This window comes from Pseudomonas sp. 10(2024) (genome assembly GCF_045164175.1).
Lineage (GTDB): Bacteria > Pseudomonadota > Gammaproteobacteria > Pseudomonadales > Pseudomonadaceae > Aquipseudomonas > Aquipseudomonas alloputida.
Genome location: NZ_CP174006.1, coordinates 435,899 through 460,196, shown reverse-complemented (window position 1 = coordinate 460,196; position 24,298 = coordinate 435,899). Strand labels below are relative to the sequence as shown.

The window sequence follows — 24,298 nt, the reverse complement described above, 5'->3', positions numbered from 1 at the left end:
GGCCACAAGGGATCGCACAACCCTCAAATCCTGTGCGACCCCTTGTAGGAGCGGGTTTACCCGCGAAGAGGCCGGCACAGCCCCCCCAAGCCCGATCACCGCTGGCCCTCCCCCCTCCCAATGGCCTAGACTGCATTATTGCGTCAGTTCGCCCAAGGCCCTTGCATGTCCGACCCCCGCTATCAAATCGACGTCAGCGTCGTGACCCGCTACCTGAAAGAACAATCCGACCCCGAAAACAGTCGCTTCGCTTTCGCCTACACCATTACCGTGCAGAACAACGGCTCGCTCAGTGCCAAGTTGCTGTCGCGCCACTGGCTGATCACCAACGGTGACGGCGAGGTAGAGGAAGTCCGCGGCGCCGGCGTGGTCGGCCAGCAACCCAACATCGACCCTGGCCAGAGCCACACTTACAGCAGTGGTGCCGTCATCAGCACCCGCGTTGGCACCATGCAGGGCAGCTACCAGATGTTCGCCGAGGACGGTAAGCGCTTCGACGCCGAGATTGCCCCCTTCCGGCTGGCAGTGCCCGGAGCGCTGCACTGATGGCCACCTACGCCGTCGGTGACCTGCAGGGCTGCCTGCAGCCGCTCAAATGCCTGCTCGATCGCGTCAGTTTCAACCCCGCCGTCGACCGCCTGTGGCTGGTCGGCGACCTGGTCAACCGCGGCCCCGAGTCACTGGAAACCCTGCGCTTCCTGTACTCGATCCGTCATTCACTGGTCTGCGTGCTGGGCAACCATGACCTGCACCTGCTGGCCGCCTGGCACAACGTCGAGCGCCTCAAGAAAAGCGACACACTGCGCGAGATCATCGAAGCGCCGGACGCCGACCAGCTGTTCGACTGGCTGCGCCAGCAAAAGCTGCTGCATTACGACGAGCCTCGCGGCATCGCCCTGGTTCACGCCGGCATACCGCCACAATGGACCCTTGGCAAAGCCCTGGAACTCGCCGCCGAGGTCGAGGAAGTGCTGCGTGACGACACCCGCCTGCAGCTGTACCTGGACGGCATGTATGGCAACGAGCCGAACAAGTGGAGCAAGAACCTCGCCGGCGTCGAACGCCTGCGGGTCATCACCAACTACTTCACCCGCATGCGCTTCTGCACGGCCGATGGCAAACTCGACCTCAAGAGCAAGGAAGGCCTGGGTAGCGCGCCCAAAGGCTACAAAGCCTGGTACGCGCACAAGGACCGCCGCTCACGCCACGTGAAGATCATCTTTGGCCATTGGGCCGCTCTGCAGGGTGAGGTCACCGAGCCCGACGTCATCGCCCTGGACACTGGCTGCGTATGGGGCGGCGCCATGACCCTGTACAACGTCGACAGCGGCGAATACCACCGCTGCGACTGCGCCGACGACGGCACCCTGCGCCAGCCGGCACAACCCACTACACTCAACGACCACACCTGAAGGAAGTAGTACCCATGAGCGAATTCAAGCGCATCCCTCCTGAGCAGGCCTTGGAGCTTCGCAAGAAAGAAGGTGCGGTCGTCGTCGACATTCGCGACCCGCAGGCCTTCGCCGCCGGCCACATCACCGGCGCCCGGCACCTGGATAACCACTCGGTCGCTGATTTCATCCGCAACGCCGACCTCGACGCGCCAACCCTGGTGGTCTGCTATCACGGCAATTCCAGCCAAAGTGCTGCCGCCTACCTGGTAGGCCAGGGTTTCTCCGACGTGTACAGCGTGGACGGCGGCTTCGAACTGTGGCGCGCGACCTACCCGGCCGAGACCGCCCAGGGCAACGCTGAATAATTTTTTATTTTCCCCTGCAGCCCGTGCGCCGCGCGGGCTTGCGGCTTATCTGACGAACGGTCGTTCGTAACTTCTGCCTTTCTCGCCCCTTTACCTTGCAGATAACCAACTACGCTTAAGCTCAGGCCATCCAAAAAGGGGAGAGCCGGTACACCGGCGTGCGGGTCATCGGTAGCGTTACAGGGTGTTCTGGGGGGTATACAGCAATCGGCCAACCCGGTTGCATGCCAGCATCAGCTGACTGATCCGGCGTCGTCTCCACGTATCGAGCGAGGTGACGTCATGAGTATTTTTAGCCACTTCCAACAACGTTTCGAGTCTACGCGCCAGGAAGAACTCTCGCTGCAGGAGTACCTCGAGCTGTGCAAAGAGGATCGCAGTGCCTACGCATCGGCGGCCGAACGGCTGTTGCTGGCCATCGGTGAGCCAGAGCTGATCGACACCTCTACCAACTCCAGGCTGTCGCGCATCTTCTCCAACAAGGTTATCCGCCGCTATCCGGCCTTTGCCGACTTCCATGGCATGGAAGAGTGCATCGACCAGATCGTGTCGTACTTCCGCCACGCCGCCCAAGGCCTGGAAGAGAAGAAACAGATCCTCTATCTGCTGGGCCCGGTAGGCGGCGGCAAGTCCTCGCTGGCGGAAAAACTCAAGCAACTGATGGAAAAGGTGCCCTTCTACGCGATCAAGGGCTCGCCGGTATTCGAGTCACCTCTGGGCTTGTTCAATGCCACCGAAGATGGGGCCATCCTCGAGGAAGAGTTCGGCATCCCACGGCGCTACCTCAACACCATCATGTCGCCTTGGGCCACCAAGCGCCTGCAGGAGTTTGGCGGTGACATCTCCAAGTTCAAGGTGGTGAAGCTGTACCCGTCGATTCTTAACCAGATCGCCATTGCCAAGACCGAACCCGGCGATGAAAACAACCAGGACATCTCGGCCCTGGTCGGCAAGGTCGATATCCGCAAACTTGAGGAATACCCACAGAACGACGCCGACGCCTATAGCTACTCGGGCGCGCTGTGCCGGGCCAACCAGGGCCTGATGGAATTCGTCGAAATGTTCAAGGCGCCGATCAAGGTCCTGCACCCCTTGCTCACCGCCACCCAGGAAGGCAACTACAACAGTACCGAAGGCCTTGGAGCGATCCCCTATACCGGTATTCTGCTGGCGCACTCCAACGAATCGGAGTGGCACACCTTCCGTAACAACAAGAACAACGAAGCGTTCATCGACAGGATCTATATCGTCAAGGTGCCGTACTGCCTGCGGGTCAGCGATGAAATCAAGATCTACGACAAACTGCTGATCAACAGCTCGCTATCCAAGGCCCACTGTGCGCCAGATACGCTCAAGATGCTGGCTCAGTTCACTGTGCTTTCGCGCCTGAAAGAGCCCGAGAACTCCAATATCTATTCCAAGATGCGCGTTTACGATGGGGAAAACCTCAAGGACACCGATCCAAAGGCCAAGTCGATCCAGGAATACCGGGACTCTGCGGGTGTCGACGAAGGCATGAACGGCCTGTCGACTCGCTTCGCCTTCAAGATCCTGTCCAAGGTGTTCAACTTCGACCCACACGAAATTGCCGCCAACCCGGTGCACCTGCTGTATGTCCTCGAACAGCAGATCGAACAGGAGCAATTCCCGGCTGAAGTGCGTGAACGCTATCTGCGCTACCTGAAGGAATACCTGGCTCCGCGCTACATCGAGTTTATCGGCAAGGAAATCCAGACCGCCTACCTGGAGTCCTACAGCGAATACGGCCAGAACATCTTCGACCGCTACGTGCTGTATGCAGATTTCTGGATCCAGGATCAGGAATACCGCGACCCGGAAACCGGCGAAATTCTCAACCGCATTGCGCTCAACGAGGAACTGGAGAAGATCGAGAAACCGGCTGGCATCAGCAACCCGAAAGACTTCCGCAACGAGATCGTCAACTTCGTACTGCGCGCACGCGCCAACAACAATGGCAAGAATCCAAGCTGGCTGAGCTATGAAAAGCTGCGGGTCGTGATCGAGAAGAAAATGTTCTCCAACACCGAAGACCTGCTGCCGGTCATCAGCTTCAACGCCAAGGCCAGCAAAGAGGACCAGAAGAAACACAACGACTTCGTCACCCGGATGGTGGAGCGTGGCTATACCGACAAACAGGTGCGCCTGCTGTCGGAATGGTACCTGCGGGTCAGGAAATCGCAATAAAGCGGCAAGCTACGAGCCGCAAGCTGCAAGCTGCCTGGCGTTGGCATTGCTGCCCGCGTCACAGCTTGCAGCGGCGGTGGCTGCTCTTTCTTGCAGCTTGAAGCTTGTGGCTTGCAGCTTGTGGGTTGCAGCTGCATCCAGTCACCGGAGGGACCATGAGCTACGTTATAGACCGACGCCTGAACGGCAAGAACAAGAGCACGGTCAACCGCCAGCGCTTCCTGCGGCGGTACCGCGAACATATCAAGAAGGCCGTCGAAGAGGCGGTGAGCCGCCGTTCCATCATGGATATGGAACATGGCGAGCAGATCAGTATTCCCGGGCGCGACATCGACGAACCGGTCTTGCACCATGGTCGCGGGGGCAAACAGACCATCGTGCATCCTGGCAACAAAGAATTCACTGCCGGTGAACACATCCCACGGCCGCAAGGCGGTGGAGGTGGCGGCGGTCGCGGCAAGGCCGGCAATTCCGGCGAGGGCATGGACGAGTTCGTCTTCCAGATCACCCAGGAAGAATTTCTCGAATTCATGTTCGAAGACCTTGAGCTACCCAACCTGGTCAAACGTCACCTGACTGGCGCCGACACCTTCAAGACTGTTCGCGCCGGCATCGCCAACGAAGGCAACCCGTCACGCATCAACATCGTGCGCACCCTGCGCTCGGCCCATGCCCGGCGTATCGCCCTGACCGGCAGCAGCCGCGCCCTGCTGCGCGAAGCACAAAAGGAACTCGATCGCCTGCGGGTCGAAGAGCCGGACAATTTCACCGATATCCAGGAAGTCGAACAGGAAATCGAGCGCCTGAAGGCACGTATCAACCGCCTGCCCTTCCTCGACACCTTCGACCTCAAGTACAACCTGCTGGTCAAGCAACCCAACCCCAGCTCGAAGGCAGTGATGTTCTGCCTGATGGACGTATCCGGTTCGATGACCCAGGCCACCAAGGACATCGCAAAGCGCTTCTTCATCCTGCTGTACCTGTTCCTCAAGCGTAACTACGAGCGCATCGAAGTCGTATTCATTCGCCACCACACCAGTGCCCGGGAAGTCGATGAAGAAGAGTTCTTCTACTCGCGGGAAACCGGCGGCACCATCGTCTCCAGTGCCCTCAAGCTGATGCAGGAGATCATGGCCGAGCGTTACCCGGCCAGCGACTGGAACATCTATGCCGCGCAGGCTTCTGATGGCGACAACTGGAACGACGACTCGCCCATCTGCCGCGACATCCTCTCCAAACAGATCATGCCGCATGTGCAGTACTACACTTACGTTGAGATCACCCCCCGTGAACACCAGGCGCTGTGGTATGAATACGAGCGTATCGGAGATGCTTTCCCCGACACGTTCGCCCAGCAGCAGTTGGTATCGGCCGGCGACATCTACCCGGTCTTCCGTGAACTCTTCCAGCGCAGGTTAGCCACATGACCGCCAGAGCACAGAGACGCCAACCCATTTCCACTGGGTCCGAGTGGACGTTCGAGCTGATCCAGACCTATGACCGGGAAATCAGCCGCTTGGCCGAGCGTTACGCCCTGGACACCTACCCCAACCAGATCGAGGTCATCACTGCCGAACAGATGATGGACGCCTACGCCTCGGTCGGCATGCCGCTGGGCTACCACCACTGGTCCTACGGCAAGCAGTTTCTCAGTACGGAAAAGTCTTACAGCCGCGGCCAGATGGGCCTGGCCTACGAGATCGTGATCAACTCCGACCCTTGTATCGCCTACCTGATGGAAGAAAACACCATGTGCATGCAGGCACTGGTGATTGCGCACGCGTGCTACGGCCATAACAGTTTTTTCAAAGGCAATTACCTGTTCCGCACCTGGACTGACGCCAGTTCGATCATCGATTATCTGGTGTTCGCCAAGCAGTACATTGCCCAGTGCGAAGAGCGCCACGGTATCGATGCTGTGGAGGACTTGATCGACTCCTGCCATGCCCTGATGAACTACGGTGTCGACCGCTACAAGCGGCCTTACCCTATTTCTGCGGAAGAAGAGCGGCGCCGGCAACAGGAGCGCGAAGAGCATCTTCAGCGTCAGATCAACGACCTTTGGCGGACAATTCCGAAAAACGCTGAAAAGGGTAACGACCGCGATGAGGGGCGCTTCCCCGCCGAACCGCAGGAAAACATCCTGTATTTCATCGAGAAGAACGCCCCGCTGCTCGAACCCTGGCAGCGTGAAGTAGTGCGCATCGTGCGCAAGATCGCCCAGTACTTCTACCCGCAGCGCCAGACCCAGGTCATGAACGAAGGTTGGGCAACCTTCTGGCACTACACCCTGATGAACGACCTGTACGACGAAGGGCTGATTACCGAAGGCTTCATGATGGAGTTCTTGCAGTCGCACACCAGCGTGGTGTTCCAGCCCGGCTTCGACAGCCCGTACTACAGCGGCATCAACCCCTACGCACTGGGTTTTGCGATGTACACCGACATCCGCCGCATGTGCGAAAACCCCACCGAGGAAGATCGCCACTGGTTCCCCGAAATTGCCGGCAGCGACTGGCTTTCTACCGTCAAGTTCGCCATGAGCAGCTTCAAGGACGAGAGCTTCATCCTGCAGTACCTGTCGCCCAAGGTGATGCGCGACCTCAAGCTGTTCAGCATCCTCGATGACGACCAGCGCGACGACCTGCTGGTGCCCGCCATCCATGATGAGGCCGGCTACCGGGTGATTCGGGAGCAGCTGGCAGCGCAGTACAACCTGGGCAACCGTGAACCGAACGTACAGATCTGGAGCGTCGACCGCCGCGGAGACCGCTCGCTGACCCTGCGACACCAGCAACACAACCGTAAACCGCTGGGCGACTCGACCGACGAAGTGCTCAAGCACCTGCATCGCCTGTGGGGCTTCGATATCCACCTGGAGACCGTGCAAGGCGAGCAAGTGATGAGTACTCACCACATGCCGCCGCGCGGCGAGCATAGCGAAAGCGCCGACTACGGCCGCATGGACCTGGCTGTTATCCACCACCTCTGATGCGACCCCATGACCGCCGACGGGTTATCCTGTCGGCAGTTATGGAGAGCTGCACATGCACATCTACAAAGTTGGCGGCGCCGTGCGCGACCGTTTGCTCGGCCGCCCTGTCAGCGATATCGACTGGCTGGTGGTGGGCGCCACCGTCGAAGAAATGCTAGCAAAGGGCTATCGGCCGGTGGGAGCCGATTTCCCGGTGTTCCTGCACCCGAAAACCGGTGAGGAATACGCCCTGGCGCGCACCGAGCGCAAGAGTGGGCGAGGCTACGGCGGGTTCACTTTTCACGCCAGCCCCGACGTAACCCTGGAAGAGGACCTGATCCGCCGCGACCTCACCATCAATGCGATGGCCGAGGATGAGGCGGGCACGGTCTACGACCCCTACCAAGGCAAGAGCGATCTGGATCAACGCCTGCTACGCCATGTTTCCCCGGCATTCGCCGAAGATCCTTTGCGGGTGCTGCGCGTTGCACGCTTTGCTGCCCGTTACGCACCACTGGGGTTCCGGGTTGCCGATGAAACCTTGGCGCTGATGCGCCAGATCAGTGCCTCGGGCGAACTGCAGGCACTCACTGCCGAGCGCAGCTGGAAGGAAATCGAGCGCGCGCTGATGGAAGTGCAACCGCAGGTATTCTTCAAGGTGCTGAGCGCGTGTGGGGCCCTGCAAGAGCTGCTGCCTGAGCTCGATGACGGCTCCCGGACATTGGCGGCGCTGGAGCAGGCGGCGGTGCACGAACAACCGCTGCACGTGCGCTGGGCCTGCCTGTTGCGAGGGTTGCCACCGACATCGATCAAAGCCGTCAACCAGCGCCTGAAGGCACCGCGAGAGTGCCAGGAACTGGCCATGCTGGCCGGGGAATGCCTGGCGCAGGGTAATCAGGCGCTCGAACTGCCTGCCACAGCACTGCTGGAGCTGTTGCAGAAGTTCGATGTTTACCGACGGCCGCAGCGATTTGAGGATTTTTTGGCCGTTTGCGAGATGGCGGCGCGGGGCGATGGCGAGCAGGGTTACCCACAGGCCGATTACCTGCGAGGCGCAGCAGCGGCGGCGCGAGCGGTGGATGTGAAGCCGTTGGTGCAAGCCGGGCTGACGGGTCAGGCTCTTGGCGAAGCACTCAAAGGTGAACGGCTGAAAGCGCTCGAGGCTTACCAGCGCGGTTAGACCTACCGGCCTCTTCGCGGGTAAACCCGCTCCTACGGGGGGCACACATCAGAGGTTGGGCTCAGCCCGTCGTAGGAGCGGGTTTACCCGCGAAAGGGCCGGACCTGCTGGCCAATTTCCACCCGCGGTTCACCGTCGCAGCCGCCACAGTATTCGCGGGTAAACCCGCTCCTACAGGGGGCACACATCAGAGGTTGGGCTCAGCCCGTTGTAGGAGCGGGTTTACCCGCGAAGAGGCCGATACAGGCTCAAGCGGGCGTCAACTGTAACCCGCGCCACTCAAAGGCCACCGGGGCCAGTACCTGATCAATCTGCGCTTCCTGCCATAGCTGCGCCATGCGCTTGCCCACACCCGGATGCACCAGGTCGGGTGCCAGCAACGACAGCGGCCACAGCACAAAAGCGTTCTTCAGAATCTCGGCCCGGGGCAGTACCAGCCCATCGAAGGTACCGTGCAAATCGTCATACATCAGCACGTCGATATCCAGCGGCAGCCCCTTGCGATCAGGTGCATAGCGGCCATTGTCGGCCTCGATGAACTTCAGCCGGCGGTCCAGCTCGATCAACGGCAACGCGGTTTGCCCCGTCACCACGAAGTTGATGAACGGCCCGCTCTTGATGCCCACCGCCTGGCTTTCGAAGGCCGGCGAACAGCGCATGTCAGTCAGGATGCCAGCCAACGCATCGAGCCCGGCGCACAAATGCGCCTCACGGTCGATGTTGCTGCCCAGCCCCAGGTAAACCGTGCTCAGAGACATCCGCGCTCGATCTCCACGCCAACACCACCACGGGCCGCCGGCACCGCGCCCGGCTTGGTCAGCTTCAAGCGCACCCAAGGGATGTGGAACTCGTCCATCAGGGTTGCCACCAGGCGCTCGGCAAATGTCTCAACCAGTTCGAAACGGGCCTGTTCGGCAAACGCCTGGATGCGCGCCGACACACTGGCGTAATCCAGCGCCAGGTTCAGGTCGTCTCCGGCGGCGGCCGGGCGGTTGTCCCAGGCAAAGCTCAGGTCCAGGCGCAAGCACTGGCGAATATCCCGCTCCCAGTCATAGGCACCGATGACGGTATCGACTTCCAGGCCTTCGATGAACACTCTGTCCAAGCACTTCTCTCCACAGCACGACAAGGGCGACTGGCGCCGTTAGAATCAGGGCGTCCTCGCCCGGAATAGTTAGCATGTTTTGGTTACTGGCGTTGCTCGCCTACCTGCTCGGCTCGCTGTCCTTCGCCATTGTTCTCAGCCGCCTCTCGGGCAGCCCGGACCCGCGTTCCAGCGGCTCAGGCAATGCCGGCGCCACCAACATGCTACGCCTGGCAGGCCGTAAACTGGCGATCCTGACCCTGCTAGGCGACCTGTGCAAGGGCCTTTTGCCGGTATTGCTCGCCCGCGCTGCCGGGCTGGACCTGCACGCGCAGGCCTGGGTGGGCATATGCGCAGTGCTGGGCCACCTGTTCCCCCTGTACTTCCGTTTCAAGGGCGGCAAGGGCGTGGCGACGGCTGCCGGCATGCTCATGGCCCTGTACTTTCCGGCCGCGCTGCTGGCCATCGGCGCCTGGCTGCTGACCTTCTACCTCACGCGCACCAGCTCACTGGCCGCACTGATTGCCACGCCACTCACCTTGCCATTGCTGGCCTGGCGCGAGCCCGAGGCCCTGCTGCCGATCAGCGTACTGACAGTGATGATCGTGTGGCGCCACCGCAACAACCTGCGCGACCTGTTTGCAGGGCGCGAACGGCACTTCTGAACCTTCGACGCGCTACCTTACAGCGGCGGCAACTGTTCCATCGGCCAGCGTGCCTGCACGCTGATCGCCAGGTCTTGCTGCTGCCCGGCCAGCAGGCGCTGGCAACCGGCGTAGGCGATCATCGCACCATTGTCGGTACAGAATTGCGGGCGCGCGTAGTACACGTTGCCCTTGATGCTACCGAGCATGTCCTCCAGAGACGCGCGCAGGGCCTTGTTGGCACTCACGCCACCCGCGATGACCAGCCGCTTGAGGCCGGTCTGCTTGAGCGCCCGCTTGCACTTGATGGTCAAAGTCTCCACCACCGCCTGCTGGAATGCCAGGGACAGGTCGCAACGGGTTTGCTCACTGTCGTCGCCAGCATTCTTGCATTGCTGCCAGGTGTTCAGGGCGAAGGTCTTGAGGCCACTGAAGCTGAATTCCAGGCCTGGCCGATCGGTCATTGGCCGCGGGAACACGAAGCGCCCAGGCACACCTTGCTCGGCCAGACGCGCGATTTCCGGACCGCCCGGGTAATTGAGGCCGATCAGCTTGGCGGTCTTGTCGAACGCTTCACCGGCAGCATCGTCCAGGCTTTCGCCCAACAGTTCGTACTGACCGATGCCATCGACCCGAACCAGCTGGGTATGGCCACCGGAAACCAACAAAGCGACGAACGGAAACTCGGGCGGGTTTTCTTCCAGCATGGGTGCCAGCAAGTGACCCTCCATGTGGTGCACACCGATCGCCGGGATGTCCCAGGCAAAGGCCAGCGCCTGGGCGCAGGAAGCGCCCACCAGCAAGGCGCCGACCAGGCCGGGGCCCGCGGTGTAGGCGATGGCGTCGATTTCGGTGGCAACGCAGCCTGCCTCGTCCAGCACCTGGCGGATGAGCGGCAGCATGCGCTTGACGTGATCACGCGAGGCAAGCTCGGGCACCACGCCGCCGAAGACGCGGTGCAGGTCGATCTGGCTGAACAGTGCGTCGGCCAACAAACCGCGTTCACTGTCGTATAATGCGACGCCGGTTTCGTCGCAGGATGTTTCCAATCCCAGTACTAGCATGGGCTCGTCCCTTGTGGGGGCTGAATTCGAAGCCGCGCATGATAGTCCCCGTGTCGGGTGCCGACCAGCGGTTTTCGATCAGAGGCTTTGCATTCCGGCTTGCTAAGGGTTAACATCCGCAACCCTTGAAAACCGACGTTCTCCAGCACACCTTTGTTTTGCCAGGAGCACGTCTACCCCGGTAATGAATTAAGGTAGCCCTGGATGCCAGCCGTCAAAGTTAAAGAGAACGAACCCTTCGACGTAGCTCTGCGTCGTTTCAAGCGCTCCTGCGAAAAAGCCGGTGTACTGGCTGAAGTTCGTAGCCGCGAGTTTTACGAGAAGCCGACCGCAGAGCGTAAGCGCAAAGCAGCTGCTGCTGTTAAGCGTCACGCCAAGAAAGTTCAGCGCGAACAGCGCCGCGCCGTTCGTCTGTACTAATACAGGCGTTCAACGCAAAGCTTCTGCCCTGCCCGGCTAACCCCCGGGCGATGGCAGTGGTCGTTTCAAACTTGAGCAGCTAGCTCAAGGCCCTGCACAAGCTTCATGCGAACTGCATCATGGGCAACCTGCCTGAAACGTCAGAGCTGGTCCTCCTTGCTGTATGACCAGACGTGCACGTCCGACTGACGAGCCCTTAGGGGCTGGCGACGAGCACACATTCCCTCGCACTTCCCCAAGCAGCACTCGCCCCCTTCGGCGCGTGAGCGATTAGACTTGCCAGTTGCCAGATAACGAGACTGCCATGGCCGGGCTGATTCCCCAGAGTTTCATTGACGACCTGATCAACCGCCTCGACATCGTCGACGTGGTGAGTTCGCGCGTCCAGCTGAAAAAAACCGGCAAGAACTACTCCGCCTGCTGCCCGTTCCACAAAGAAAAAACCCCGTCCTTCACGGTCAGCCCCGACAAGCAGTTCTACTACTGCTTCGGCTGTGGCGCCGGTGGCAACGCCTTGGGCTTTGTCATGGACCACGACAACCTGGACTTCCCCCAGGCCGTCGAGGAACTGGCCCGCGCCGCCGGCATGGAAGTGCCCCGCGAGCAAGGCCGCCGCGACCAGAAGCCGCGCCAGCCCACTGACTCGCCACTGTACCCGCTACTGGACGCCGCCTCGGAGTTCTACCGCCAGGCCCTGCGCAGCCACCCGTCCCGCAAGGCAGCGGTGGACTACCTCAAGGGCCGCGGCCTGTCCGGGGAAATTGCCCGCGACTTCGGCCTGGGCTTTGCCCCGCCCGGCTGGGACAACCTGCTCAAGCACCTGGGTGCCGACACCCTGCAGCAGAAGGTGATGATCGATGCCGGCCTGCTGATCGAGAACGCCGAGAGCGGCAAGCGCTACGACCGCTTCCGCGACCGGGTGATGTTCCCGATACGTGACAGCCGCGGGCGCATCATCGCCTTCGGTGGCCGGGTGCTCGGCGACGACAAGCCCAAGTACCTGAACTCCCCGGAAACCCCGGTGTTCCACAAGGGGCAGGAGCTGTACGGGCTGTACGAGGCGCGCAAGCACAACCGCAACCTCGACGAGATCATCGTCGTCGAGGGCTACATGGACGTCATCGCCCTGGCCCAGCAAGGCCTGCGCAATGCCGTGGCCACCCTTGGCACCGCCACCAGCGAAGAGCACCTCAAGCGCCTGTTCCGCGTGGTGCCCAGCGTGCTGTTCTGTTTTGACGGCGACCAGGCCGGGCGCAAGGCCGCCTGGCGCGCACTGGAATCGACATTGTCGAACCTTCAGGACGGCCGTCGCGCGCGCTTCCTGTTCCTGCCCGAAGGCGAAGACCCGGACAGCCTGGTGCGCGCCGAAGGTACCGACGCCTTCATGGCCCGTATCAACCAGCATTCCCAACCGCTGGCCGACTACTTCTTCGAGCAACTTGGCGTAGAAGCCGACCCGCGCTCGCTGGAAGGCAAGGCGCATATGGCGACCTTGGCCGCACCGTTGATCGAAAAGATCCCCGGCGCCAACCTGCGTCAGCTGATGCGCAACCGCCTGAAGGAAATCACCGGCCTCGACCCGCAGCAGGTCGAGCAGCTGGCGCAACAAGCGCCTGCGACCGGCAGCATGCCGGACTACGACCCTGGCTACGATTACGACGCCATGGCCAGCTACACCCCCGACTACGGCGACATGCCGCAGCACGACTATGCCCCCGTTCATCAGGAACAGGCGTGGAAACCCAACAAGGGGGGCAGCAAGAAGCCGTGGAGCGACAAACCCTGGGACAAGAACCGCAAGGGCGGCAAGCCCTGGCAGCAACGCGACGAAGCGCCTCCCCGCGTGCCAGCGCCGGTCGAGCCGCCCACGCTGGCCGCCCTACGCACCCTGCTGCACCACCCACTGCTGGCCGGCAAGGTGGAAGATGCCAGCCACTTCGCCGACGAAGAACACCTGTACAGCCAGCTGCTGGTGGCATTGATCGAAGCCGCGCAGAAAAATCCTGGGCTAAGCTCAATGCAGTTGATCGCACGTTGGCATGGCACCGAACAGGGCCGCCTGCTACGGGCTCTGGCGGAAAAGGAATGGCTTATCGTGGCCGACAACCTTGAACAACAGTTTTTCGACACTATAACTAGCTTGTCCGCCCGCCAACGCGAGCGCAGCCTGGAACAACTGCTCAGGAAATCACGTCAAAGCGAATTGACCAGCGAGGAAAAAACCCAGCTCCTCGCCCTGCTGAGTCGAAATGTTCCCGCACAAACGCCGACCTCATCTGGCGCGTGAGGCCCATGCTCGGGTATAATCCTCGGCTTGTTTTTTGCCCGCCAAGACCTTCAGTGGATAGGGTGTTATGTCCGGAAAAGCGCAACAGCAGTCTCGTATCAAAGAGTTGATCACCCGCGGTCGTGAGCAGGGCTACCTGACTTACGCGGAGGTCAACGACCACCTGCCTGAGGATATTTCAGATCCGGAACAGGTGGAAGACATCATCCGCATGATCAACGACATGGGGATCAACGTATTCGAGAGTGCTCCGGATGCGGATGCCCTTCTGTTGGCGGAAGCCGACACCGATGAAGCCGCGGCCGAAGAAGCCGCTGCTGCATTGGCGGCAGTTGAAACCGATATCGGCCGCACGACCGACCCGGTGCGCATGTACATGCGCGAAATGGGTACTGTCGAGCTGCTGACCCGCGAAGGCGAGATCGAAATCGCCAAGCGTATCGAGGAAGGCATTCGTGAAGTCATGGGCGCTATCGCCCACTTCCCGGGCACTGTCGACTACATTCTCGGCGAATACGACCGCGTCACCACCGAGGGTGGCCGCCTGTCGGACGTTCTCAGCGGTTACATCGACCCTGACGACAACATTGCCGCGCCAACCGAAGAAGTGCCGATCCCAGGCGCCAAGGCCGCCGCGGCGAAGGAAGAGTCCGACGACGACGAAGAAGAATCCGAAAGCGGTGACGACGAGGAAGAGGCCGAGAGCGGCCCGGATCCGGTCGTCGCAGCCCAACGCTTCGGTGCGGTCTCCGATCAGCTTCAGGCAACCTCCAAGGTCCTGAAGAAAAATGGTCGCAACCACAAGGAAAGCATCGAGGCCCTGCAGGCCCTGGCCGACCTGTTCATGCCGATCAAGCTGGTACCGAAGCAGTTCGAGGTACTGGTCGAGCGTGTCCGTGACGCCCTGAACCGTCTGCGACAGCAAGAACGCGCCATCATGCAGCTGTGCGTACGTGACGCCCGCATGCCGCGAGCTGACTTCCTGCGCATGTTCCCAAGCAACGAAACCGACCAGACCTGGAGCGGTGACCTGGCCAAGCGCAACACCAAGTGGGCTGCCGCCCTGGGTGAAAAGAACGCTGCCATCGTCGCTTGCCAACAGAAGCTGATCGACCTTGAGACCGAAACCGGCCTGACCGTTGCCGAGATCAAGGAAATCAACCGTCGCATGTCGATCGGTGAAGCCAAGGCCCGCCGCGCCAAGAAAGAAATGGTCGAGGCGAACCTGCGTCTGGTGATTTCCATCGCCAAGAAGTACACCAACCGTGGCCTGCAGTTCCTCGACCTGATCCAGGAAGGCAACATCGGTCTGATGAAGGCGGTGGACAAGTTCGAATACCGTCGCGGCTACAAGTTCTCGACCTATGCCACCTGGTGGATCCGTCAGGCGATCACCCGTTCGATCGCCGACCAGGCACGCACCATCCGCATTCCGGTGCACATGATCGAGACGATCAACAAGCTCAACCGTATTTCCCGCCAGATGCTGCAGGAAATGGGTCGCGAACCGACTCCGGAAGAGCTTGGCGAGCGCATGGAAATGCCTGAGGACAAAATCCGCAAGGTATTGAAGATCGCCAAAGAGCCGATCTCCATGGAAACCCCGATCGGTGACGACGAAGATTCGCACCTGGGCGACTTCATCGAGGACTCGACCATGCAGTCCCCGATCGACGTGGCCACGGTCGAAAGCCTCAAGGAAGCCACCCGTGACGTGCTCTCGGGCCTGACTGCACGCGAAGCCAAGGTGCTGCGCATGCGTTTCGGTATCGACATGAACACCGACCACACCCTCGAAGAGGTGGGCAAGCAGTTTGACGTAACGCGTGAGCGGATCCGTCAGATCGAAGCGAAGGCGTTGCGCAAGCTGCGCCACCCGACTCGCAGCGAGCACCTGCGCTCCTTCCTCGACGAGTGATGACAAAACCCCGGCCCAGGCCGGGGTTTTTCTTTAGTGGCCCGTGACATAAAGCCCGCCTTCCGTTGCACACCTGCGGCAATGCCCGTCTACACTCGACTTCAGACCACCTGAGTGCGAGGCTGCCATGTCCTTGAAGCCGGCCATTCTGTTGCTGATCCTGATTTTGTGGAACACAACGGCCGGCGCCCTGACCCTGACAGATGAGGAGAACGCCTGGCTGGCTGCCCACCCGCAGCTGAAACTGGGCGTAGACGCCTCTTGGCCACCGTTCGAGTTTCGCGACCAGGAGGGCCGGTACCAGGGATTGGCCGCCGACTACATCGCCATGATCCAGCAGCGCCTGGGCGTGACGTTCAAACCGGTCGAACCCAGCAGCTGGACCGAGGTGCTGGCGCAGGCGCGGGAAAGCCGTATCGACCTGCTGCCCGGCATCATGTCCACCCCCGAACGCCAGGGCTTCCTGGCTTTCACTCGCCCGTACCTCGACTTCCCCATTGTCATCCTCGCGCACAAAGGCGGCGCACAACCGCGCAAGCTGGCTGACCTGTACGGCCTGAAAATTGCCGTGGTCGAGAACTACGCCCCGCACGAGTTGCTGCGTACCCACCACCCGGACCTCAACCTGGTTGCCCTGCCAAACGTCAGCTCCACGCTGCAAGCTCTGGCCACCGACCAAGTGGATGCCGTGGTCGGCGACCTCGCTTCCAGTATCTGGAGCCTGCGCCAACTCAAGCTCGACGGCCTCTACGTCAGCGGCGAAACGCCCTACCGCTACCAGTTGGCGATGGCCGTTCCCCGCGACAAGAGCGTGCTGGTCGGCATCCTCGACAAAGTGATGGCCGACATGAGCAGCAGCGAAATCAGCCAGATCCAGCAACATTGGGTGGGCAATGTGGTCGACCAGCGGATGTTCTGGTCCGACCTGCTGGTGTATGGCCTGCCAACGGTGCTGCTGCTGATGGCTGTGCTGGCAGTGGTCATTCGCATCAACCGCCGGCTCAGCTCGGAAATTTCCCGGCGCATCGCCCTTGAGCAAGAACTGCGCAGCAGCGAATACCACTACCGTGGCCTGGTCGAGAGCCTGTCAGCGATCGCCTGGGAAGCCGATGCCAACGACTTCACCTACAGCTACGTTTCACCCCATGCCGAAGACCTGCTTGGCTACCCATTGAGTGACTGGCTCAGGCCCGGTTTCTGGCGCAGCATCCTGCACCCGGAGGACGCGCTCTGGGCCCAGGCCTACTGCGACAGCGAGACCGCAGCGGGGCGCGACCACAGCCTGGACTACCGGGTGATCCGGGCTGACGGTCAGCCCCTCTGGGTACGCAACATCGTCAGCATGATCGAGCACGGCCACCAGCCAGTGATGCGCGGACTGATGATCGACATCAGCGAAACCAAGCGCACTGAGGACGCCCTGCGCCTGTCCGAACAGAAGTTCGCCTCGGTATTCCAGCAGTGCCCCGATATCTTGCTGATCGCTCGCCACAGCGATGGCTGCCTGCTGGAGGTGAACGAGGCTTTCGAAGAGCAGATCGGACTGCCCCCAGACCAGGTCATTGGCCGCACTGCCACCGACCTTGACCTGTGGGGCGTAGAGGGCAGTGGCCCGGTCCTGCTTGAAAGGTTGCACCAAGGTGGTATCCGTAACCTGGAAATGAGCTTCCGCCGCAGCAACGGCCAACTGTTCACCGGCCTGACTTCGGCTGAAACCTTCGAACTGGACGGCACGCCCGCGCTGGTAGTGGCGGTACGCGACATCAGCCAGCTCAAGGAGACCCAGCAACAGCTGCAAACTTCGGAAGAAAAGTTCGCAAAGGCTTTCCACGCTTCGCCCGACGGCCTGCTGCTGTCGCGCCAGAGCGACGGTTTGCTGCTGGAGGTGAACGAAGGCTTCTGCCGCCTCACCGGCTACGACCTCAACCCAACCATCGACCAGACCTCGCTGGACCTGGGTATCTGGGTCGACCTCAACGAGCGCAAACGCCTGGTCGACCAGCTCAACCGCGACGGTTTCGTGCGCGACTTCACCTGTCATATCCGCCGCAGCGACGGGCAGATCCGACTGTGCGAGCTCTCCGCCCGGCCCCTGCCGATTACCGGCGTTGACTGCATGCTGACCATCGCCCGCGACATCACCGAGCGTCACCTGATGCAAGAAAAACTGCAGCTGGCCGCCACTGTGTTCGAGAACACTGCCGAAGGGGTGCTGATTACCGACATTGACCAGCGCATCAGTGCCGTCAACCGCGCCTTCAGCGAAATCACCGGCTACAGCGAGATCGAGGCCCTCGGCCAGACCCCGCGCCTGCTCGCCTCTGGCCAGCACGACAGCGCTTTCTACCTGGCCATGTGGCACCAGCTTACCGCCGAGGGCCACTGGCAGGGCGAAATCTACAACAAGCGCAAGAACGGCGAACTTTACCCAAGCTGGCTGACCATCAGCGCCGTGCGCAACAGCGACCGCGAAATCACCCACTTCGTGGCGGTTTTTGCAGACATTTCCAGCATCAAGCACGCCCAGGCCAAACTCGACTATCAGGCCCACCACGACCCGCTGACCGGCCTGCCCAATCGCACCTTGTTCGAAAACCGGCTACAGGCCGTACTCACCTGTGCGCAGGTGTCCAACCGCCAGGGCGCAGTGCTGTTCCTGGACCTCGACCGCTTCAAGCACATCAACGACAGCCTTGGCCACCCGGTCGGCGACCTGCTGCTCAAGGGCATCGCCCAGCGCCTGAAAGAGCAGGTACGCGACGTTGACACCGTAGCCCGCCTGGGTGGCGACGAATTCATCATTCTGCTGCCCGGCTTGCACAAGCCCAGTGACGCCAGCACTATCGCCAACAAACTACTGGCCTGCTTCAACGCACCGTTCCAGGCCGGCGAGCATGAGTTCTTCACCAGCGCCAGCATCGGCATCAGTCTTTACCCACAGGATGGCACCGACGTCTCCACACTCATCCGCAACGCCGACGCTGCCATGTACCGCTCCAAGGCCAAAGGCCGCAACCGCGTCGAAGCCTACACCCGCGACCTCACCGCCCAGGCCAGCGAGCGCATCGCCCTGGAGCATGAGCTGCGCCGGGCCGTCGAACGCAACGAAATGAGCCTGTGCTTCCAGCCCAAGCTCAGCCTGAAGACCCAGAGCCTGGTGGGTGCCGAAGCGCTGATCCGCTGGAGCCACCCGACCTTTGGTGAGGTACCGCCGGAACACTTCATCCACTTGGCGGAAGAGAACGGCACCATACTGCAGCTCGGCGACTGGGTACTGGAGCAAGCCTGCCGGCAGATGCAGGCCTGGAAGCAGCACTACCAACCCTTCGGCCCGCTGTCGATCAACCTTGCCGGCGCCCAGCTGCGCCACCCACACCTGGCACGGCGCATCGAACAACTGCTCAAGCACCATCAGTTGAAGGCCGGTGACCTGCAGTTGGAAATCACCGAGAACTTCATCATGAGCCAGGCAGAAGAGGCCCTGGCCGTGCTGTACCAACTGAAGAAACTCGGCGTACAGCTGGCCATCGATGACTTCGGCACCGGCTATTCCTCGCTCAGCTACCTAAAGCGCCTGCCGCTGGACATCCTCAAGATCGACAAGTCCTTCATCCGCGGCCTGCCCGACGATCCACACGACGCCGCCATTGCCCGGGCGATCATTGCCCTGGGCCGCAGCATGCAGTTGACCATCATTGCCGAAGGCGTGGAGAACCAGGCCCAGCAACGTTTTCTGGCGGCCGAGGGCTGCGAGCAGATCCAGGGCTACATCGTCAGCCTCCCGCTACCACCAGAGGAATTCGCAGCCGCGTTTCTTCGCATAGCACTATCGGATCTTTCAGATGGCACAGGTGCGAAACCCTCGTTATAATCCGCCCACTTACTGAGGGCCTATAGCTCAGTCGGTTAGAGCAGAGGACTCATAATCCTTTGGTCCACGGTTCGAGTCCGTGTGGGCCCACCAATAAAATCAATGGCTTACGTGTCATATGCGTAAGCCATTCGTGTTTCTAGGCCCAAATTTTCCCCGTTTTGTCCCCGTTTCGTCCACATCACCTGGCGATGGTATCTATTGGACAATTCCCGACGCACAGTACATGAGTCACGACCATGACGCCGATTTTGGCCCGATGCGCTGGGCTCCACGTTTCCTAGAACTGCCCTAGACAGGTGCTCACGGTAGCCAGATTCAACGTCTCCAGTCCGCTGCCTGCGCATCAGCAGTTAGATGTTCACGAAGGTGCAGAACCTCACCAAACCCTTGGCCACGGCGTCGACCTGGCATCAAGGGTTCTAACTGACTCGCTGTCACAGATCGGCAGCGCGACTGGTGCTTTTGGGGGAGCAGCTGGGTATCTCGGAAAGGGCCAGATATTTCAGGCCCTTGAACGATGGGAGACCGGGTTGTAGCAGACCCTACTCGAAAACGCATCTCATACAAGCGAATAATTGTTAGACCCAAAAACCCGCGCTGAGCGGGTTTTTAGTTACTTGCGCATTTTTATATATCGTCATCCACTGGATCTTTAAGTGGCCTTTCCATAAGCGCCTTGAAGATTTTTCCTGTCGTAGAGGTAGAGATTAGCTTAGCCAATGCATCTTCCAATCCTCTCCGGTCTTCGCAGTAAATTTCTACATCAGGGAGGACAACACGGCACGGGTAACCGGTCTCAGATATCTTCCACTGTGCCAGCTCTACAGCATCACCAGTTGCCAGAGGATTGTACGCCACGATCGCTTGGTATGTTTTTCTATTTATTACATCCTTGAGACTCATTGTAAAAGTAGCAAGCGGCTCTTGTTTTGTTATAATTTTTACATTTATCTTTCCGTCAGTGGCCTGTTCAAGTGCCTCGCTGAGCTGCTCAAATACAGCATCTATATCATTTTTGTTGGCTATAGCCTTTTCGGCCGCGACCATCCCTTTTTTGAATGACTCCAAAAAATTAGCCATGCTGGATACTCCTCTCTACCTTGCCGTAAACAGGCAAGTGGTCAAATATAAATACTGGATTAGTTACTAGCTCCACCAACTCAGGCAACTCGTGAACTAGATTGTCATCCACCTTATAGTTCCAGCTGCATGACGTCAGGAAGGCATGGGAGTAAATAAGCTGATCGAAAGTGTGCCATTTGGTGACCTTGCCGCCTTTATAGTAGTAACTCCCGGCCCCTGAGTGCTCCACCGTTCTTTTGCACAAATGCTGCCAGAAAGGGTTGTACAGTAAATGCCGCTTTCGTCTAACCAAGTCTATGTCACGACTCGCCATGACCTGGTCGCTGAGAGATTTATCAAATGGTTCATCGTTATAGTCTCCCAGCATGATTACAAATGGTGGACATTCGTATAATTCGAAAATATCTTCAACTGAATCTCGGAGTCGCAATCCGTAGGTGTGACGATCCGCGTGATTCTCTTCGCACCATAGCCTGCTAGGCCAATGAGAGATGAGCAAATGAAAAATGGTACCGTCAGCCAAGCTCGCAACATCTATTCTTTTGGCTATTTTGAGAGTCGCTTCGCCCTTTTTAGATACGATATCTTTTGAGTGAATTAAAGATAGTTTATTTTCGTTAACCGCGAAACATATGTCAAATTGCGAGCGCCCGGCTTTAGTCACCCCTGAATGCACGCTGTAACCATATGGATCACAGATTAGCGCTACATCTTCAAGATCAACATCAGACATCTCGCCCAGCGCAATAAAGTCAGCACCAACAATAGTTATTAAATTCAATATCACCTGACAAGCGAGAGCCCGCTCCTCAGGCGTAGATCTGCTATTGCCCGATGGAGCCAAGCTTGTATTCCACCAAGCGAAGACGAGATGGTTTTCAGAAGTCACCCAAGACGCTCCTCCGTGAATTAGGCCTAAGCATACCGTGACTGGTGTGCTCCGTGGAATTTCGAGATTGCCCCGAGATCGTGTCCCGGGAAGTGGTGTAATTGAACCAGCCGAAGGCGCCCTGTGGGCGAAAGAGGATGGTCATCGTGGTTCTTGGCTAACGTTGAGTTTGCGGACCTAACCTTCACCAGAGAAACCCACGATGACCAAGCCGACTATCGCATTGACCGAGTTGGTTGAGAAAGGGGCAGATACTGATTTGCTCAAGCAAATGATTCAGTTCATTGCCCAGCGTATGATGGAGTTCGACGTCGAAGGCCTGTGCGGTGCTGGCTTCGATGTCAAAAGCCCAGACCGGACAAACAGCCGCAATGGCTACCGTGACCGCCTGTGGCAAACCCACGCCGGCGACGTCGACCTGAAGATCCCTAAGCTGCGCCAAGGCAGTTACTTTCCTGGCTTCCTCGAACCTCGACGCACCGCCGAAAAGGCCATGGCAGCGGTCATTCAGGAGGCCTACATCCTAGGCATCTCAACGCGCTCGGTGGACGAGCTGGTGAAGGCCATGGGCATAAGAGTCAGGTATCATGGCTGGCGGGCGAGATCGATCAACGCGTTCACGCGTTCCTTGATCGCCCGCTTAAAGGTGACTGGCCCTACCTCTGAATTGATGCCACCTACGTCAAGGTGCGGGAGGCCGGGCGGATCGTCTCGGTCGCCGTAATAATTGCTGTGGCCGTAAACACCGACGGTGGCCGCGAAGTCCTGGGCATGCGGGTCGACCCGTCTGAGGCCGAGCCGTTCTGGACAGACTTCCTGCGCAGCCTCATGCGCCGAGGCTTGAGGGGCGTGAAGCTGGTTATTTCCGATGCTCACGAAGGCCTGAAAGCAACTGTTTCCAAGGTCTTCAATGCGACCTGGCAGCGTTGTCGCGTGCACTTCATGCGCAACACCATGGCCCACGTCGGCAAAGGTCAGCGCACCATGGTGGCGGCACTGCTGCGCACGGTCTTCGCCCAGGACAGCCGTACCGAATGTCATCAGCAATGGCGCTTGGTCGCTGATCAGCTGCGTGAAAAGTACCCCAAGATCGCAACGCTAATGGACGGCTCCGAGGATAAGGTACTGGCGCACATAGCGTTTCCCAAGGCGCACCGGCAGCAGTTGCACAGCACCAACCCGCTCGAACGCTTGAACGCCGAAATCAAGAGTCGCACCGATGTCATGGGGATTTTCCCCAACGATCCGGCTATCACGCGGCTAGTCGGGGCGATGATGCTGGGACAGAACGACGAGTGGTGCCTGCAAAGACGTTACATGCAGTTGGAGGCCTTCGAGGCGGTCAGCGATAATCCACAAGCCAAGCTGTCGGCCGTGATCAACTAAACGGCGAGCTCAATGGCCAGAGCCATGATGAGTTACACCACTTCCCGGGACACGATCTCGTCGGCTGATCATAAGCTCTGGCCACGGCTCGCATTCCGGATCTGTCCCTATCACCTCCGAAATGCCGCTGCCAGCGACTACAAGCGATCTGGCATCAGTAAAGAGGAGGTATCGGCAGCCTTAGGTCATTGCGTGGACAAGACCTCCAGCATCTATGGACAGTTTCAAATTGGGGCCAGCGGGGGGACGGCGCCTGAGTCGATCCGTTCAGCTAGGAAGGTTCAGAGTACCCGCAGCCCCCTTCCAGGACCAGCGGCCCATTCCCAAGCAAAGCGAAGGTCCTAGCCCACTGGTAAGCCTCGCAAAGGGCAAAGCCTCAAGTCGACATCAGTCCTAGGCTTCCACTGCCGCCACCGATCCTGAAAGCGTTTTGCTACCCTCCCTAAGGAGGCATACTATTCAAGAAATTGAGCAAATGCGATGGGCTCAGCTAGATTGGATCCACGCACCTGATCCATCGCCACTCTGGAATAAATCATGGCAACGGCCGAACAAATCAAAGCTCTCTTGAGGAGCCATATAGAACGCGATGAAAATCGCTTCTACTCAATTGCGCTACAAGTAGCAGCAAAAGAGGCCCGTATTGGCCATACAAAACTCGCAGGAGACATCAAAAATCTCGTAGAGAAGGCTCAACGACAGAATGCGGAACCGCAAAAGGGAACGGTCCGATCAATATCGGCAAGCCCGATCAATAGGTCTCCGCAAGAACTGAACGGGCTTTTAGAACTTTCTCATCCTGCAGCACGGATGGCCGAGTTAATCTTATCAAGCGAGACGCAAAGCCGCATTGATAGAATTGTTATTGAACAAAGACAAAAAGATAAGCTCTCTCAATTTGGCTTATCACCCAGAAGAAAAATTCTATTTACAGGGCCTCCGGGCACCGGAAAAACTCTTACAGCATCAATATTGGCGGCGGAGCTAAAGCTCCCCTTGTACACTATTGTACTTGACTCACTAATAACTCGATTTATGGGTGAAACAGCATCAAAGCTTAGGCTAATATTTGAACAAATAAGACAAACTCGCGCCATTTATTTTTTCGACGAATTTGACGCAATCGGCACACAGCGCGGTTCCCCAAATGATGTTGGAGAAATACGCCGAGTGCTAAACTCATTCCTATTATTTGTTGAACAAGACACTTCTGAAAGCATAATAATTGCAGCAACAAACCATCCGGAGCTTCTGGACAAGGCTTTATACCGGCGATTTGACGATATAATACCATTCGAAAAACCTGACAAAGAAAATATTAGGAAAATAATAAAAAATCGACTAAGCCAATTTAAGCTAACCAACATAAAGTGGGAAGCCGTTTTGAGCAAGGCTGACAATCTTAGCTCTGCCGAAATAGCTAGGGCATGTGAGGACGCGGCTAAAGAGGCTGTACTTCACAACGATTCAATTCTAACTACAAAACTATTGAGCGACGCCATTTCATATAGGCAAATTCACAATTAATACC

18 protein-coding genes, 1 tRNA gene and 1 pseudogene are annotated in these 24,298 nt (G+C 59.0%); 15 read left to right on the top strand and 5 right to left on the bottom strand.

The window, feature by feature from the left end; all coding sequences use genetic code 11:
* Positions 1-165: 165 nt before the first annotated feature.
* From apaG to ACI7M0_RS01925, 7 genes are all read left to right on the top strand, one after another.
* The gene (gene apaG, locus ACI7M0_RS01955) at positions 166-546 is read left to right on the top strand and encodes a Co2+/Mg2+ efflux protein ApaG (RefSeq protein ID WP_003255559.1); all 381 of its coding nucleotides are present in this window, start codon (positions 166-168) and stop codon (positions 544-546) included.
* Positions 546-1,412, top strand: a complete 867-nt coding sequence (locus ACI7M0_RS01950; protein WP_004576191.1) for a symmetrical bis(5'-nucleosyl)-tetraphosphatase — start codon at positions 546-548, stop codon at positions 1,410-1,412. Before apaG ends, ACI7M0_RS01950 begins: the two co-directional genes overlap by 1 nt.
* A 14-nt stretch (positions 1,413-1,426) precedes the next feature.
* A complete protein-coding gene (gene glpE, locus ACI7M0_RS01945) occupies positions 1,427-1,759 on the top strand; it encodes a thiosulfate sulfurtransferase GlpE (protein WP_010951742.1) in 333 nt (110 codons plus the stop codon).
* Between the two features lie 282 nt (positions 1,760-2,041).
* Positions 2,042-3,964: a PrkA family serine protein kinase gene (locus tag ACI7M0_RS01940; protein WP_104960674.1), complete on the top strand. Its 1,923-nt coding sequence runs from the start codon at positions 2,042-2,044 to the stop codon at positions 3,962-3,964.
* Positions 3,965-4,119: 155 nt separating this feature from the next.
* On the top strand, positions 4,120-5,391 hold the full coding sequence (locus tag ACI7M0_RS01935) for a YeaH/YhbH family protein (RefSeq protein ID WP_003255564.1): 1,272 nt from the start codon (positions 4,120-4,122) through the stop codon (positions 5,389-5,391).
* Complete coding sequence (locus ACI7M0_RS01930) at positions 5,388-6,956, top strand: SpoVR family protein (protein WP_129932916.1); 1,569 nt, start codon at positions 5,388-5,390, stop codon at positions 6,954-6,956. Before ACI7M0_RS01935 ends, ACI7M0_RS01930 begins: the two co-directional genes overlap by 4 nt.
* Before the next feature lie 55 nt (positions 6,957-7,011).
* Positions 7,012-8,118: a multifunctional CCA addition/repair protein gene (locus ACI7M0_RS01925; protein ID WP_129932917.1), complete on the top strand. Its 1,107-nt coding sequence runs from the start codon at positions 7,012-7,014 to the stop codon at positions 8,116-8,118.
* A gap of 248 nt (positions 8,119-8,366) precedes the next feature.
* Here ACI7M0_RS01925 and folK read toward each other — a convergent pair whose 3' ends face one another.
* The gene (gene folK, locus ACI7M0_RS01920; RefSeq protein WP_003255569.1) at positions 8,367-8,876 is read right to left on the bottom strand and encodes a 2-amino-4-hydroxy-6-hydroxymethyldihydropteridine diphosphokinase; all 510 of its coding nucleotides are present in this window, start codon (positions 8,874-8,876) and stop codon (positions 8,367-8,369) included.
* Positions 8,867-9,223, bottom strand: coding sequence for a dihydroneopterin aldolase (gene folB / locus ACI7M0_RS01915; RefSeq protein WP_004576188.1), 357 nt, complete (start codon positions 9,221-9,223; stop codon positions 8,867-8,869). The genes folK and folB overlap by 10 nt, the downstream gene beginning before the upstream one ends.
* Positions 9,224-9,297: 74 nt before the next feature.
* Between folB and plsY the strand changes: the two genes are divergently transcribed.
* Positions 9,298-9,867, top strand: a complete 570-nt coding sequence (gene plsY, locus ACI7M0_RS01910; RefSeq protein WP_010951737.1) for a glycerol-3-phosphate 1-O-acyltransferase PlsY — start codon at positions 9,298-9,300, stop codon at positions 9,865-9,867.
* Positions 9,868-9,884: 17 nt separating this feature from the next.
* Here the strand turns inward: plsY and tsaD are convergent, their stop codons facing one another.
* Complete coding sequence (tsaD, locus tag ACI7M0_RS01905; RefSeq protein ID WP_010951736.1) at positions 9,885-10,910, bottom strand: tRNA (adenosine(37)-N6)-threonylcarbamoyltransferase complex transferase subunit TsaD; 1,026 nt, start codon at positions 10,908-10,910, stop codon at positions 9,885-9,887.
* Positions 10,911-11,114: 204 nt separating this feature from the next.
* Between tsaD and rpsU the strand changes: the two genes are divergently transcribed.
* The 5 genes from rpsU (at position 11,115) to ACI7M0_RS01880 (ending at position 19,499) form a co-directional block, all read left to right on the top strand.
* Positions 11,115-11,330 (top strand): 30S ribosomal protein S21, encoded by a 216-nt coding sequence (gene rpsU, locus ACI7M0_RS01900; protein ID WP_003255575.1) that lies wholly within the window; start codon positions 11,115-11,117, stop codon positions 11,328-11,330.
* Between the two features lie 304 nt (positions 11,331-11,634).
* Complete coding sequence (gene dnaG, locus ACI7M0_RS01895) at positions 11,635-13,617, top strand: DNA primase (protein ID WP_020190522.1); 1,983 nt, start codon at positions 11,635-11,637, stop codon at positions 13,615-13,617.
* A gap of 67 nt (positions 13,618-13,684) precedes the next feature.
* The gene (gene rpoD / locus ACI7M0_RS01890; protein ID WP_003255578.1) at positions 13,685-15,535 is read left to right on the top strand and encodes an RNA polymerase sigma factor RpoD; all 1,851 of its coding nucleotides are present in this window, start codon (positions 13,685-13,687) and stop codon (positions 15,533-15,535) included.
* 127 nt (positions 15,536-15,662) lie between these two features.
* Positions 15,663-19,406, top strand: coding sequence for a bifunctional diguanylate cyclase/phosphodiesterase (locus tag ACI7M0_RS01885; RefSeq protein ID WP_129932918.1), 3,744 nt, complete (start codon positions 15,663-15,665; stop codon positions 19,404-19,406).
* A gap of 16 nt (positions 19,407-19,422) precedes the next feature.
* A tRNA-Ile gene (locus ACI7M0_RS01880) sits at positions 19,423-19,499 on the top strand.
* A 537-nt stretch (positions 19,500-20,036) separates the two neighbouring features.
* Here ACI7M0_RS01880 and ACI7M0_RS01875 read toward each other — a convergent pair.
* Entirely contained in the window at positions 20,037-20,489 is a 453-nt protein-coding gene (locus ACI7M0_RS01875; RefSeq protein WP_129932919.1) for a hypothetical protein, read from the bottom strand.
* Entirely contained in the window at positions 20,482-21,381 is a 900-nt protein-coding gene (locus tag ACI7M0_RS01870) for an endonuclease/exonuclease/phosphatase family protein (protein WP_129932920.1), read from the bottom strand. Before ACI7M0_RS01870 ends, ACI7M0_RS01875 begins: the two co-directional genes overlap by 8 nt.
* A 202-nt stretch (positions 21,382-21,583) precedes the next feature.
* On the opposite strand from ACI7M0_RS01870, the pseudogene ACI7M0_RS01865 reads away from it, so the two are divergent.
* Together ACI7M0_RS01865 and ACI7M0_RS01860 are read left to right on the top strand one after the other, a co-directional pair.
* Positions 21,584-22,767, top strand: a pseudogene (locus ACI7M0_RS01865) (IS256 family transposase).
* Positions 22,768-23,304: 537 nt separating this feature from the next.
* Positions 23,305-24,294, top strand: coding sequence for an AAA family ATPase (locus tag ACI7M0_RS01860; RefSeq protein WP_129932921.1), 990 nt, complete (start codon positions 23,305-23,307; stop codon positions 24,292-24,294).
* The last annotated feature ends 4 nt before the right edge of the window (positions 24,295-24,298 follow it).

Coding starts and splice junctions, on each gene's coding strand:
- rpoD (WP_003255578.1), top strand. CDS start 13,685: ATGTCCGGAAAAGCGCAACAGCAGTCTCGTATCAAAGAGTTGATCACC.
- tsaD (WP_010951736.1), bottom strand. CDS start 10,910: ATGCTAGTACTGGGATTGGAAACATCCTGCGACGAAACCGGCGTCGCA.
- ACI7M0_RS01860 (WP_129932921.1), top strand. CDS start 23,305: ATGGCAACGGCCGAACAAATCAAAGCTCTCTTGAGGAGCCATATAGAA.
- plsY (WP_010951737.1), top strand. CDS start 9,298: ATGTTTTGGTTACTGGCGTTGCTCGCCTACCTGCTCGGCTCGCTGTCC.
- apaG (WP_003255559.1), top strand. CDS start 166: ATGTCCGACCCCCGCTATCAAATCGACGTCAGCGTCGTGACCCGCTAC.
- ACI7M0_RS01885 (WP_129932918.1), top strand. CDS start 15,663: ATGTCCTTGAAGCCGGCCATTCTGTTGCTGATCCTGATTTTGTGGAAC.
- ACI7M0_RS01930 (WP_129932916.1), top strand. CDS start 5,388: ATGACCGCCAGAGCACAGAGACGCCAACCCATTTCCACTGGGTCCGAG.
- ACI7M0_RS01925 (WP_129932917.1), top strand. CDS start 7,012: ATGCACATCTACAAAGTTGGCGGCGCCGTGCGCGACCGTTTGCTCGGC.
- ACI7M0_RS01935 (WP_003255564.1), top strand. CDS start 4,120: ATGAGCTACGTTATAGACCGACGCCTGAACGGCAAGAACAAGAGCACG.
- glpE (WP_010951742.1), top strand. CDS start 1,427: ATGAGCGAATTCAAGCGCATCCCTCCTGAGCAGGCCTTGGAGCTTCGC.
- folK (WP_003255569.1), bottom strand. CDS start 8,876: ATGTCTCTGAGCACGGTTTACCTGGGGCTGGGCAGCAACATCGACCGT.
- rpsU (WP_003255575.1), top strand. CDS start 11,115: ATGCCAGCCGTCAAAGTTAAAGAGAACGAACCCTTCGACGTAGCTCTG.
- ACI7M0_RS01940 (WP_104960674.1), top strand. CDS start 2,042: ATGAGTATTTTTAGCCACTTCCAACAACGTTTCGAGTCTACGCGCCAG.
- dnaG (WP_020190522.1), top strand. CDS start 11,635: ATGGCCGGGCTGATTCCCCAGAGTTTCATTGACGACCTGATCAACCGC.
- ACI7M0_RS01875 (WP_129932919.1), bottom strand. CDS start 20,489: ATGGCTAATTTTTTGGAGTCATTCAAAAAAGGGATGGTCGCGGCCGAA.
- ACI7M0_RS01950 (WP_004576191.1), top strand. CDS start 546: ATGGCCACCTACGCCGTCGGTGACCTGCAGGGCTGCCTGCAGCCGCTC.